The sequence below is a fragment of the Nonomuraea montanisoli genome (assembly GCF_013363975.1).
GTDB lineage: Bacteria > Actinomycetota > Actinomycetes > Streptosporangiales > Streptosporangiaceae > Nonomuraea > Nonomuraea montanisoli.
Window position 1 is genome coordinate 31,423 of record NZ_JABWGN010000012.1, and the last position, 13,263, is coordinate 44,685.

General features: G+C 66.7%; 9 protein-coding genes. 5 read left to right on the top strand and 4 right to left on the bottom strand.

Features of this window, described 5'->3' with window-relative positions:
• A partial coding sequence (locus tag HTZ77_RS45470; RefSeq protein WP_205303892.1) for a galactose-binding domain-containing protein occupies positions 1-1,890 on the bottom strand: 1,890 nt, incomplete at its 3' end.
• An 863-nt stretch (positions 1,891-2,753) separates the two neighbouring features.
• Between HTZ77_RS45470 and HTZ77_RS29870 the strand changes: the two genes are divergently transcribed.
• On the top strand, positions 2,754-2,915 hold the full coding sequence (locus tag HTZ77_RS29870; protein WP_175593062.1) for a hypothetical protein: 162 nt from the start codon (positions 2,754-2,756) through the stop codon (positions 2,913-2,915).
• Positions 2,916-2,964: 49 nt separating this feature from the next.
• Positions 2,965-3,447: a hypothetical protein gene (locus tag HTZ77_RS29875; RefSeq protein ID WP_175593063.1), complete on the top strand. Its 483-nt coding sequence runs from the start codon at positions 2,965-2,967 to the stop codon at positions 3,445-3,447.
• Positions 3,448-3,552: 105 nt separating this feature from the next.
• On the opposite strand, the gene HTZ77_RS29880 is transcribed toward HTZ77_RS29875, so the two are convergent.
• A complete protein-coding gene (locus HTZ77_RS29880) occupies positions 3,553-5,811 on the bottom strand; it encodes an alpha-L-fucosidase (protein ID WP_205303893.1) in 2,259 nt (752 codons plus the stop codon).
• Between the two features lie 917 nt (positions 5,812-6,728).
• Between HTZ77_RS29880 and HTZ77_RS29885 the strand changes: the two genes are divergently transcribed.
• Complete coding sequence (locus HTZ77_RS29885; protein WP_175593064.1) at positions 6,729-8,855, top strand: alpha-L-fucosidase; 2,127 nt, start codon at positions 6,729-6,731, stop codon at positions 8,853-8,855.
• A gap of 105 nt (positions 8,856-8,960) precedes the next feature.
• Here HTZ77_RS29885 and HTZ77_RS48810 read toward each other — a convergent pair whose 3' ends face one another.
• The gene (locus HTZ77_RS48810) at positions 8,961-9,548 is read right to left on the bottom strand and encodes an ROK family protein (RefSeq protein WP_175593065.1); all 588 of its coding nucleotides are present in this window, start codon (positions 9,546-9,548) and stop codon (positions 8,961-8,963) included.
• On the bottom strand, positions 9,461-9,997 hold the full coding sequence (locus HTZ77_RS29895; protein ID WP_175593066.1) for a hypothetical protein: 537 nt from the start codon (positions 9,995-9,997) through the stop codon (positions 9,461-9,463). Before HTZ77_RS29895 ends, HTZ77_RS48810 begins: the two co-directional genes overlap by 88 nt.
• Before the next feature lie 142 nt (positions 9,998-10,139).
• On the opposite strand from HTZ77_RS29895, the gene HTZ77_RS29900 reads away from it, so the two are divergent.
• Positions 10,140-11,702 carry an alpha-amylase family glycosyl hydrolase gene (locus tag HTZ77_RS29900; protein ID WP_235995396.1) on the top strand — a complete coding sequence of 521 codons (1,563 nt, stop codon included), beginning with the start codon at positions 10,140-10,142 and terminating at the stop codon, positions 11,700-11,702.
• A gap of 93 nt (positions 11,703-11,795) precedes the next feature.
• Entirely contained in the window at positions 11,796-13,034 is a 1,239-nt protein-coding gene (locus tag HTZ77_RS29905; protein ID WP_205303894.1) for an ABC transporter substrate-binding protein, read from the top strand.
• The last annotated feature ends 229 nt before the right edge of the window (positions 13,035-13,263 follow it).

Sequence of the window (13,263 nt, forward strand, 5' to 3'; positions counted from 1 at the left end):
GGTCTGGCCCGCGGCCTCGGCCTGGTGGTGGTTCCACACGCCGCTTTGGGTCTTGGTGACGTTCGGGTCGTTGGAGGTGAACGGGGTGTCGGAGGCGAAGACGTAGAAGTCACGCAACCGGCTTGAGCAGCAGTCGGTGCGGTTCCACAACTTGATCGCGCTGACGGATTCGGACGAGCCGAGGTCGACCTGCCACCAGGGGTTGGTGTCCAGTGGCGTCTCTGAGGTGTGGCTGACCGAGCCGTAGAGGAAGTCGCCGTTGGTGTTGCCGTCGTTGGCCCGTCCGGCGTTGGCCCCCGAGTACAGGACGCTGGAGGAGGTGTAGGTGCTGGATTGGGTGACGGGCTTGTGGAGTGCGAGGTTGCCGAAGACCTGGACCTCGGCGAGGGACAGCGGCCGGTCCGAGCCCGCCAACTGGACTCGGACGTAGCGGGCGTTGCGGTTGACAGGCAGGGTCAAGGTCTGGCCCGCGGCCTCGGCCTGGTGGTGGTTCCACACGCCGCTTTGGGTCTTGGTGACGTTCGGGTCGTTGGAGGTGAACGGGGTGTCGGAGGCGAAGACGTAGAAGTCACGCAACCGGCTTGAGCAGCAGTCGGTGCGGTTCCACAACTTGATCGTGCTGACCGGCTGGGAGGAGCCGAGGTCGACCTGCCACCAGGGATTGGCTTCTAGGGGGTTGTCGGCGGTGTGGGTGACCGAACCGGATCCGAAGTCGCCGTTGGTATCGCCGTCCACCGCCCGCGCCGCCGACGCGGAGTGGCTCGTGCTGGATTGGGTGGCGGTCCTGGTCACGGCGAGGTTGCCGTCGATGTTGCGGAGGGTTTGGCCGAGCTTCGTCAGGAATCCCATGGCTATGTCGGAGATATGCCCGTTGTCGCGGTGGTAGCCCACGTCCCAGGTCACCGCGCCGCCGACGCGGACGACGCCGCGGGTGAGATCGATCATCCGCTCCTCGCCGGTCGAGGACAGCGGCTGGTCCGGCGGGCTGCCCCATTCGCTCTGCGCGATCCCCAGGTAGTGCAGCTGCAACTGGTCTCCATGGTTGTCGACCCACCGGTCGGGCGTAGGCCGCGGCCAGAAGTCGACGCCGGATTCACCCGGCGTGAAGTCGGACTCGGCCGACCACGAATTGAACGGAGTGCCGCCGCTGCTGAAGGAGAGCAGGGCGTTGGGGTTGCCGCTGCGCAACTTCGCGGCCATCTGGTCGTAGAACGGCTCGAGCTGCTGGTAGCCGGAGCCGTCGATGAAATAGCCGTCCACGTTGGCGCCCCACTGCTGCGCCCAGGTATTCGCTACGTTCAGCCAGTTGGCCTGGTAGGTCGCGTTCGGCGCGCCAGGGTTCTGGCCGTCGCCGCCGAGCTTGTGTCGGGCGTATTCGTCGCGCGCGATGGGGTCGGCGGTGATGTAGACGATGAACTTCAGGCCAGCCTGGTGCAGGGCGGCGCCCAACTCCTTGATCAGATCCCGGCGTGACAACCGCGACGGATGCTCTGCGGTGGCCGGGACGAGCGAGTCGAAGGTCGCGTTCGGAGCGGCGTAGTATCCGGTGTTCTGCCCGACCGACAGTTGGAGCCAGCCCGCACCGACCGACTTCACCTGCTGCACGACGCCCGCCACATCGAAGTTGTCGACCCGGGTGTTCCACTGCTCGACGGTCGGCATGTTGTTCGGGTAGTCGGTGCACGGTAGTTCGGGGCAGCCCTCGGCCAGGTAGTGCATCATGACGCCGAACTTGCCCTGGTTCATCCAGTCGGTCGCCGGACCACCCGCAGCGCGGGCCGGCGCCGGCGGAACGGAGACCAGGCCGAGGCCGAGCAGAAGCGCGGTCGAGCCTGCCAAGATCGACCGCCCTAGGGTCGATCCGGCCAGGACCGATCCGAGTAATTTCATCGGGATGCCTCCTTGGGCCGGGCCTCGCGCGCAGCCCTGGCCCGGTTTGCGGCCACGTTGTCACGCCGCGATTCGTGGAAGGGGGTTGGCGCGCTCCGGCCGTCGGGCGCCGGCAACGTGCCCACGCTGGGCCGCCCAGTGCCGTCGGACCCTCTGCGGAGGAACGTCATGGACCCTCCCTCCGCCTCGTCGTGACGGATCATCATGTTGCTTGAGGTGGACGTCGGTCCGCCGGCTGAGCTGGACCGACATCATCGCGAGGGCCGGGCCCCTGTCGCTCGAGCCCTCACTCTCTCGCGCAGTAGCGAGTAATTAATAATGAAGATGTTCTTAATATTACCGAAACACGAAGATAGTCGCACCGGATGGGCAGGACGTCAAGAGGGGTGGAGGAGCGCGTTCCCAGGGGCGGAGATTGTCCCGTCGGCCGCAGTGGGAGTAGACCGGCCTCCCACGCGTCGGCCCAGTCCAACCACATCCATCGGGTCGGCAGGCTACCGGCCGGCCTGGTCAGTGAGCGCACGCCTCCCCCGGCCGTGAGTCGCCCGAAGCCGCGCTTCGGTGCAGGTCAGCGAAGCGCTGTCCGGAATCTACGGTCGTGACCGCCACGCCGTCGAACGCGGTCGCGACGACCACGCACCACCGGCGATCCATCTCACCGACGGGTGAATGGCAGAAGATGGATCTTGTCAGAGCACATCACACAGTGGTCGGCCGGCCTGCATGAGGACCGGCAGCCTCGCTGCTCAGCGCCATCACTCTCATCACACCGGAGCAAGCACTCCGGCATTCGCCGCAAGCACTGACACGCCGCTCTACGCGCCCACGCCCGGCAAGCAGGACGGTCGGAAGGTGGTCGGAAGGTGGACGGCAGGACCAAGATCGCCGACCCCGAGGCACCCGACGCGATCAATCAACGACAACGTCCCGCCGAGAGCGAACCGCTTCTCTCCTCTGCCGAGAACTGGACCGGCGTCGCCGAATCCTTCGCGAACACCAAGGGGCCGGGCTGGGACGCTCAATGACGGCATCGCCAGGACCAAGCACTACTACTTCGCCGAGTAGTGGAACGACGTGGACACTTACCGGTACGACCCTCCCTCGATCGGGTCCAAGGGACGGCTGCTCGTGCTCGACTCGCATGTCGATCCGCTGCGTCGTACCGGAGAGGCCGCCCAGCACGATCCCGGCCGGCACAAGAACATGACCGCACGCATCCAGAGCTCCAACGCGGCGTTCACCTTCTTCGGCACCTACTCGCAGCGAGAGGGCCTGGAGGACTCGGCCGTCTACTGCACCAGCCTTCCCGCACAGAGCAGCCCGTGCTCCGCAACGGGGCGGCGTCCGTCATCGGGCGGCCAGCCGTACACGACCCGGGTCGTGCACGCCGACGGGACCCCGGCCGGCGAGTTCTACGGACAGGAGCTCAACGGGCACAAGCTCGGCACCGGAAACCCCGGTGACGAAGGAAAGGCGCTGGGCGTACAGCTCCGCCTGGTCGCTCCGCTCCCCGGCAACATGGGAGCGATCGTGGAGGTCACCTCGGCCAAGAAGTAGAAGAAACGCTACGAAGGGGCCGTGACGGCCCCTTCTGCCGTGCTCACCGCGCTTCGGGCCGCGAGTACCTCGGAGCGATGATCACCTGCAGCTCTGACGTGCTCTCTAGTCGAGGACTTGTACTTCGGCGAGGGACAGAGGTCGGTCGGAGCCGACGAGCTGGATGCGGACGTAGCGGGCGGTGCGGTCGAGGGGAAGGCTCAGCGTGGCGCCTGGTGCGGCCTCGTGGAATGTGCTCCACACGCCGGCCTGGTCGGCGGTGGCCTGCGGATCAGTGGAGGCGAAAGGTGTGTCGGAGGCGAAGACATAGAACTGTCGCAGCCGGTTCGAGCAGCAGTCGGCGCGGTTCCACAGCTTGATCGCACTGACGTGCTGGACCGTGCCGAGGTCGACCTGCCACCACGGGTCGGTGTCGAGAGGGGTTTCGGAGGTGTGGGTGACTGAACCAGACGCGAAAGCCCCGTCGATGTTGCCGTCCACTGCGCGGGTGGCCGGCGCGCCGTAGCCCGTGCTCGACTGGCTCGCGGGCTTGTTGAGGGCCACGTTGGCGGTACCTGGCGGGTAAAGCTGCTGCTGGGGAACCATCTGCAACGGAGTGTTCGGGCTGGACCACATCAACTTGACGGCTGCTTCGCCACCGTTTTCGGTGTGCTCCAGTTTGATGTCGTAGACCTGCCCGGCGGCGAGGTCGATGCTGCCTTCGTTCGTGCTCGGGATATGCGGGGTGGTGTTGTTGATGATGAGGTGCCCGTTGACCCAGAGCTTGATCGTGTCATCGGAAATGGTGGCGAACTTGTAGGTCTCGGAGAGCCGGGGCTGAATCTTCCCGGTCCAGCGGGAGGAGAAGTTGTCGGTGCCGATGGAGGAGTCGGGTGAGCCGCCGTACCGCCATAGGTAATTGACGGTGGCGTCGGTCCGGATCACGGCAGGTGTGCCGCTGAAGGAGTTGTTGTTCCAGAACTCGGCCTTCAGCCCGGTGCCGGTACCAGCGGCGGTGGGTGCGGAGGTGGTGATGTCGGCTTCGATCACCGTGGCGATGGAGTTCGTGGCATCACCACCGGGCACGAAGTCGAAGCCGTCGCCCGCCGCGCGGACCACCACCGGCTGGGTGCTGCCGAGCACGCGAGCGGCCGACACGGTGAAGGGGCTGAGGGCCGAGACATGCAGCGTGCCACCCGCCCCGGGCCAGCTGTAGGCGTGCAGGTACAGCTTGCTTCCCTTCCGGGTGATCTTCCCCCAGGACGGGCCGGCGGTGAGTGCGCTGTACCCGCCGCCGTAGATCGCCGAGCCGTTGGTCGCCATCCAGGACTTCATGCCCGCCAGCGCGTTCCCATGACCGGAGGAGATGGCACCGGTATCGGTGGGACCGACGTTGAGCAGGAAGTTGGAGCCGACGCTGACCGACGTGACCAGGTCGCGGATCAGCGTGGCCGGCGATTTGAAGTTGGTGTCCCACGAGGTGTATCCCCAGGTATCACCGACGTTGTCGCAGGTCTCCATCAACTCGGAGGGCGACGGAGCGGTTGGATAGTAGCCTTCCGGGGTGGCGTAGTCGCCGTCACCAGGCCGGTAGAGGTGGTACTCCCCACCGATGCCGTGGTGGTCGATCGATCGTTCGTTGATGATGATGCCGGGCTTGAGGCCGCGCGTATAGTGCTCCATCTGCGCGCCGTCTTCGAAGCTGTAGGGGTTGGGCGGGTTCGTGTAGTTCTTGTGCGAGCCATCGAACCAGAGGATCTCCGGGTCGTAGCTCGTGACCAGCTCCTTGAGCTGGGCCCTGACGCGTTTGAGGTACTCCGGGTAGTTGCCGCCGGGCAGTGCGTCGGGATCGTGCCAGTCCCAGATGGAGTAGTAGAGGCCGAAATGGAGGCCGTTCGCGCGGGCGGCGTCGGCCAGCTCGCGCAGCGGGTCCCGCTGGAAGGGCGTGCGCTGGCGGATGTTGTAGTCGTTGACCTGGGTGGGCCACATGGAGAAGCCGTCGTGGTGCTTGGCCGTGATGACGATGTACTTCTGGCCGGCGTCCTTGGCCATCTTCACGATGGCCTCAGCATCGAACGAGGTCGGGTTCCAGGCGGCGGCCTTGGCCGCGTAGGCGGCGTCGGGGATGCCGCAGTTCCTCTTGATCCACTCAGCGTCCCTGCAGGTCGAGCCGTCGGGTCGGGTGTACTCGCCGTGGAAGGCCGAATAGACCCCCCAGTGCAGGAACAGACCGAATCTCGCGTCGGTCCACCACTTGGTACGTAAGGAGGACAGCGGGTCGTCGATGGAGTAGTTGTCGCCCTGTGCTGCGACAGCGGGCTGCGGGATGGTGATCGCGAAGGCTGTCATCAGTACGGCGATCACGCGGCTCAACAGTCGTTTCACTGGCCAGCCACCTTCTTCTCATGGGGGGAGGCCTGCTCGGCAGCGTAGTGTCGATGTGCCTCTTGCAGGCCAGGTCTTCGACCACGCCGAGGGCCTGGAGGAACGCCGGACTGGCGAACATGACCTCGCCCGCCCGGCGCTTGGTAAGCAGTTCGGTGTGGCCTTTCACACCTCGGAGGCCACGGTCGCGGTCGGCGGAAGCGCGCTCCTGAACGACTCCTTGCACGCCGACCACGGACGGCGTCCCCGCCCTTGCCTTCAAGCTGGGACGCGGCGTCCGGCAACTGGGCGTACGTCTTGGGCGGGGCGGCGATGCCGGCCATGTCGAACAGCTCGACGTTCGGCGCCCTCAGCTTCTCGGCCTTGATCTCCGGATGCCCCGGACTCCGACGCACCGGTGTCCTCACGTACCGAACAACCGGCGAGCGCGACTGCGCCTGTCCTTCGGGCCATGGGGGACTTCTCGATCGTGAGCGATCACCTGAGCGCTCACGCAGCAGTGTGTGGCTCGCCCACATTCGTGTCAAGCGCGTTTCGGTAGCGTGACGATCATGAGCCGGCAGCCTTGACAGCGGAGGCATCGACTCTCACCATCAGCCATTAGTGCTCACGTGAGCGCGAACGGAGCGCCTGCCAAGCCGTCATACGGCGCTCGAATGCGCTGTGCGCGGCAGATCCTGCACATCTCCGCGACACGGGCGATCGACGGCGACGCCAACAGTCAGCCGTGGCAGCGCGGGAGCGATCACGCCCCTGATGCTGATCAGCCCGCTTCTCGCAGTAATCCATCAGCTCCGGGTCGCGCCATACATCCGATCAATTTTGCGGCATCGAGAGCATATCGAGGGGTTGACGCGCAAGTTCTGCTGGCACATGATCCCAGACATCCGACCTCTCCTCCTCTCGAAAGGTGGAGCATGCACCTCAGATCTCTGCTGGCATCGCTTGGCCTATGCCTCGGCCTCCTGTTCGCGGGGGGTGCCGCCCAGGCCGCGCCCGGCGACAATTACGCCCCCGACGACTCGTTCACGTCCTCACGCACTCAGTGGTGGCGTGACGGCCACTTCGGCATGTTCATGCACTTCGGCATGTACGCCGCCTACGGAGGCGAGTATCGCCGCCCCGACGGCACCGTCTGCCGCACCTGGCCCGGCGAGTGGATCAAGAACAACTGCCAGATCCCCTGGCCCGAATACGAGGCGAAGGCCGCGACCTTCAACCCCACCGGTTTCGACGCCAACGCGGTGATCGGTGCCGCCAAGGCCGCCGGTGAGAAGTACCTGGTCATCACGGCCAAGCACCACGACGGCTTCGCGATGTGGCCGACCGCCGTCAACGACTGGAACATCCACGACCGCACGCCGTTCAAGCGCGACATCCTCGCCGAACTCGCGACCGCCGCCCGCGCCCAGGGCCTCAAGCTCGGCCTCTACTACTCCATCCTGGACTGGCACGACCCCGACGCCCAGCCCGGATCCTCCAACTACGCCGCATATCTCGGCCGGATGAGGGCGCAGCTCAAGGAGCTGCTCACCAATTACGGGGACATCGCCGTGCTCTGGTTCGACGGGAACAACTACACCGACCAGGAAGGCGCGAAGGTCGAAGCCTACGTCCGCCAGCTGTCACCCAAGACGATGATCGACGACCGGGTCGGGATGCAGCGCGCCCTCGACGGCGACTTCCACACACCCGAGAACGAGATCCTGGATGCTCCCGTCGACGGCCAGCTGTGGGAGTCGTGCGTGACCATGAACGACTCGTGGGGTTACAGATTCTTCGACGACAACTACAAATCGGCGACCACCCTGACCCGCAACCTGGTGGGCATCGCGGCGAGCGGCGGTAACTACCTGCTGAACGTCGGGCCGGATGAGCGGGGGATGATCCCGCAGCCGCAGCTTGACCGGATGGCCCAGATCGGCAGCTGGATGAACACCAACGGCCCGGCGGTTCGTGGCGCGGAATACACCGGCCTGGTCGCCAAACCCTCCTGGGGTGTGGTCAGCCGCAACGGCAACAAGCTCTACGCCTCGGTCTACAACTGGCCCGCCACGGGCTCCGCACTGCACCTCACCGCCAAAGCCCCCTTCACCGTGAACGCCGCCCGGCTCCTGAAGACCGGAGCCGCCGTCCCGGTGACCGCCTCGGGCGACGGCTACGACCTCAAGCCCACAGGCTCCGAACCCGACCCGATCGCATCGGTCATCGAACTCGACATCACCCCCACCACCGCCAAACCCACCGGATCGGGCACCGGGCTCAAGGCCCAGTTCTGGACCAACAACTCCTTCTCCGGCGCGCCCGCGGTCACCCGGATCGACCCCACCATCAACAACCGCTGGCACTACGAAGGCTCCCCCGCCCCGGCCATCCCCACCACGAACTTCTCCGGCCGCTGGACCGGCCTCATCGAACCCCGCTACAGCCAGACCTACACCTTCGCCACCCTGTCGGATGACACCGTCAAGCTCTGGATCAACGGGCAGCTCCTGGTGAACGACACCACCCCGCACATACCGAAGATCGACAAGGGCACGATCTCGCTGACCGCCGGCGAGCGGTATCCCATCACCATGGAGGTCACGCAGAACAACGGCGAATCCGCCGCGAAGCTGTTCTGGTCCAGCCCCGACACACCACAGCAGATCGTCCCCGTCAGCCAGCTCTACCCCGCCACCACCCTCAACGATGACGCCCCCGGCATCGCCTACACCGGCACCTGGAAGACCAGCACCGATCGCACCTACGCAACCGACCTGGACGGCGACGTCCACTACACGATGACCGACGGCGACGCCTTCTCCTACACCTTCACCGGCACCGGCATCGACTTCCGCTCCGAGAAGCACAGCGACCAGGGCCTCGTCGACCTCTACCTCGACGGCGTGCTCCAGGACACCGTCGACACCACCAACCCGACCAGGCTGTCCCAGCAGCTCCTCTACTCCCGCCGCGATCTGCCCAACGGACAGCACACCCTCAAAGCCGTCAAACGCTCCGGCCAGTTCATGCTCGTCGACCGCATCGACATCTACCCCTGACACGCTTCACCGGCTCCAGGCACGCGCCCGGAGCCGGCAGCACCGAGTACGGTTTCCCCGTTCAGCGCTCCGCACCGGAAGCCGTACGCCGACCCGAAGTCCAGATCATGGGCTGATCCTCAGCCCGCATCGCGGCGGCCGGCCTGATCGGCCGCCGCGACATCTTCGCCCGGGGTACCGATCTGCCACCAGCACAGAGGGACGAGCCGGAGCCGACCGCCTGGCCCTCTCCCCCACGCTCCCTTTCCTGCGGCGCGTCCCGGACGACCTCGCCGTTGCCCCCGCCGGGACGATCGACTTGGCCGGACCCGCCCGAAGTGACCACCTCAGGTGGCCGGCCTCATGGAAGTGCGAACAGTCGGTCCTCCAGGTGGTCCAGGGCGAGCCGGACGGCGCCGAGCGCGACGGCGTTCCCCGAGGCGGGAGGCCTGGAGGGGGAGGGGGAAGAGGCAGAGGTCGTCGAGTCACGAGGGCATCGACGAACTCGGGGTCGTCGAGGGGAGTGCGGGCGGCGAGGGCGTCGGGGGCCACGTACCAGCGGGCGGCTTTGAGCACACCGATCTCTCCGGCCGCGCCATGGCGGCCCTCCCGGACGCGGCCGTCGATCAGGATTCCCACTGAGACCTGGTGTCCGGCCAGCATGTACACGACGTCGCGGGCGTCGTCGGTGGCTCCTTGCCAGTGCTCGGCCACGGCGCCGAGGTTGGCGTCGTTGCCGACGAACACGGGTCCGGATCCGAACGGGACAGGGCCGCCTTCAGGTTCACTCCCGCCCATCGCGGCAGGGCCGGGGACTGGATCACTGCACCGCTGCGCGGGTCGACCAGGCCGATCGTACCTGCGCCGACGGCGAGGACGTCGGCCAGACGGATGCCGGATGCGCGGGCGGCGCGTTTGAGGGCGACTCGGGCGGCCTCGATGCGCTCGTCGTTGCCGAGCACATGGCCGAGCTCGGAGCGGAACCGGTAGCGCTTGGCGGGTCGGCCGACGGGCCGCGGATTCGAGGCGTCGGCGTGGAACACCCGCAGGGCCGCCACGGCAGTGACACGACTCAACGGCTCCACCTCCCAGAGCCGAGGAGCGTCCGCATCCATCGATTCCTTCTGCGACCTCTTGACGTTGCGCCCTTCGAGTGCCACCATCCTAGCGCGTTCTAAATATTAAGCCCGTCTTCTTTATTAATTTAAGGTCACGGCGCTGGAGTCGCCCCGGCTACGGGTCAGTGACTGCCCTTCGACTCGCCCATGAAAGGCCGGATGCCTCATGCCTCAGTCCCGTACCGCGTTGTCCTGGCTGTCTGACGCGGTGCTGTATCAGGTCTATCCGCAGTCGTTCGCCGACTCCGACGGCGACGGCATCGGGGATCTGGCCGGCATCGTCGAGCGCCTGGACTACCTGGAGTGGCTGGGCGTGGACGCTGTGTGGCTGAGCCCGTGCTTCGCCTCGGAGTTCGGCGACGCGGGCTACGACGTGACGGACTACCTGAGCATCGCGCCCCGCTATGGCACGAACGACGACGCCGTGGCACTGGTGGAGGCCGCTCGCAGCCGGGGCATCCGCGTGATGCTCGACCTGGTTCCCGGGCACACCTCGCACCGGCACCCGTGGTTCCAGGAGTCGGCGAACACGCCTGGAGATCACCGGTACATCTGGTCGGACCGGATCGCGTCGCCGATGCGTGAGTGGATCCCGAACCAGGGCAGGCGAGGGGGTTTCTACCGGGCCAACTTCTACGCGATCCAGCCGGCGCTGAACTTCGGCTACGCGAGGTCGAACGAGGCCGAGCCGTGGCGGCAGCCGGTGGACGCCGAGGGACCTCGTGCCAACCGGGCCGCGCTCCAGGAGATCATGCGCTACTGGTTCGACCGGGGCGTGTCCGGATTCCGGGTGGACATGGCCTACTCACTGGTCAAGGATGATCCAGGCCAGGCTGAGACGGCCAAGATATGGGGGCGGATCCGCGAGTGGATCGACAGGGCCTACCCGGACCGGGCACTGCTGGCCGAGTGGGGCAACCCCAAGATCTCCATTCCGGCGGGCTTCCATTCGGACTTCTTTCTGCACTTCGACGGTCCCGCGCTGCGGTCGCTGTGGGACAACAACGCCGGCAGCCTGGGCCCCTGGAGTGATGGTCAGCCGTGCTATTTCGATCCCGACGGCAAGGGTTCGATGCATGCGTTCCTGGCCGAGTGGCAGACCGCCGAGGCGGCGGCCGACGGCCGCGGACTGATCGCGCTGCCCACGTCCAATCACGACTTCTCTCGCCTGGTATGCGGACCCCGCACCCGTGACATGGCCGTGCCGGCGTTCGCCTTCCAGCTCACCTGGCCGTCGCTGCCGGTCATCTACTACGGCGACGAGATCGGCATGCGCTACGTCCCGGGGCTGCCGGACAAGGAAGGCAGCCAGCTCGACACCCAGGCCAGACAGGGATCACGCACCCCCATGCAGTGGAACGAGGGCCCGAACGCCGGGTTCTCCACCGCTCCTGCCGAAGACCTCTACCTGCCGATCGATCCGGACCCCGGCCGGCCCACCGTCGCAGGCTCCCAGGCGGATGCGTCCTCACTGCTCCATCACGTCCGCAGCCTGATCCGCCTGCGCAAACAGACTCCCGCCCTGGGCGCCGACGCGCCCGTGCGGGTCTTCCACCGCGACTACCCCTTCGTGTACACCCGTAATGACAGCCATCTGGTCGTCGTCAACGGGCGGCAGGATCCGGCCATCGCGCCGGTGGCGGGCGTCGACGGTGCTCTTCCCCTCGCGGTACACGGTGTCGAGGTGACCGACGGAGCGATCCGAGCCGACGGCTTCTCCTACGGAATCTTCGAGCTCCCGCGGCTCTGAGAGCCATCTCACCCCCACACAACAGATCACCTGGAGCAAGCAATGAATCGTCGGAGACTCCTCGCCGCGAGCGGCGCCGCGATGGTAATGGCGTTGGCAGGATGCACCGCGGGCAGCAAGCCGGCGACGTCGTCCGCCGGCGGGGAGGTGGAGCTGTCGTTCCTGACCTTCGAAACCCCCAACCTCAACGCCGCCTACTGGGACGCCGCGATCGCCCGCGCCTCCGCCAAAGTCCCCGGCGTGAAGATCAAGAAGCTGGTCTCGCCGATCGTCGACCGGACGGCCTACGTCAAGCAGCTCGACGCCTCCGGGCAGATGCCCGACATCATGCCAGCGATCACCGTCGCCGGGTTCGCCCAGGCGGGCAAGCTGGCCGACTTCACCCAGGAGGAACTGACCCAGTTCGTCTGGCCCGAGTCGAACGCGGTCGGCGGCAAGATCTACCAGTTGCCGTACAACACCCAGACCATCCCGATGGTCTATTACAACAAGAGCCTGTTCGCCAAGGCCGGGATCACCACTGAGCCCAAGACCTACGCCGATTTCCTCGAGGTCTGCGCCAAGCTCAAGGCCAAGGGCATCAACCCGATCGTCCTGGGTGGCGGTGGTAAGGACACCTGGGCTGACATGTACCCGCTGACCGCCACGGTCGCGACAGACGTCTACAAGAACAACCCCGCCTGGCTGGCCGACCGCACCGCCGGCCAGACCACCTTCGCCGATCCGGCCTTCGTCAAGGCGGTCGAGAAGGTCTCCGCCCTGGCCAAGGACGGCTACATCGATCCGGCCGGCCTGAGCCGCTCCTACCCTGACACCGAAAAGGCCTTCCGCGACGCCAAGGGCGCCATGTACCCGATGGGATCATGGTTTCCGGCAGCCGCCGACAGCAAGCAGCCCGGCTTCGAGATCGGCGTCTTTCCCTGGCCCACCGAGGACGGCTCGCTGGTGGTACCGGCGTTCACCGGCGGCGGGCTGAGCGTCAGTGCCAAGGCCGCAGACGTGTCTCGGGCCAAGAAGTGGGCGCTGGCCTTCCAGACCGACAAGACCAATCTGGACGCCATCGTCAAGGGCGACGGCGCCATCATCGCGATCAAGGGGTACCAGCCGCCCGCCGACATGGGCCCCGTCTACCAGGCCACCGTCGCGGTCTACGACAAGGCGCTCCACTCGGGCACCGTGACCACGGCCTTCTCCCAGGAGAACGGCGACGCGGCGCTGCCGCCCGGCCTGGCGGACAAGGCCGCCCTCGGTGTGCAGGACCTGATCACCGGCAAGAAGACCGCCGCCCAGTTCGCTGCCTTCCTCGACAAGGAGTGGGCCAAGGCCCAGTAGGAGCCACGGTCCCGCCACCGAAACGACCAAGCGCTGCTCGGCGGCCTGACCCGGCCACCGAGCAGCGCCCGGAAAGGAGCGCCGCGATGACGGCGACGCACACAAGGACCTCGGCCGGAGGCCGACGGGGTAGGCAGCGCCCCACCGCTCACCCCCCGCGACACGGCCGGGGTCGGTCCGCGCGCCGACTCGGCCACCTGGCCCACTTCGGGCTCTTCGGGCTGCCCTC

Coding starts and splice junctions, on each gene's coding strand:
- HTZ77_RS29885 (WP_175593064.1), top strand. CDS start 6,729: ATGCACCTCAGATCTCTGCTGGCATCGCTTGGCCTATGCCTCGGCCTC.
- HTZ77_RS29895 (WP_175593066.1), bottom strand. CDS start 9,997: ATGGTGGCACTCGAAGGGCGCAACGTCAAGAGGTCGCAGAAGGAATCG.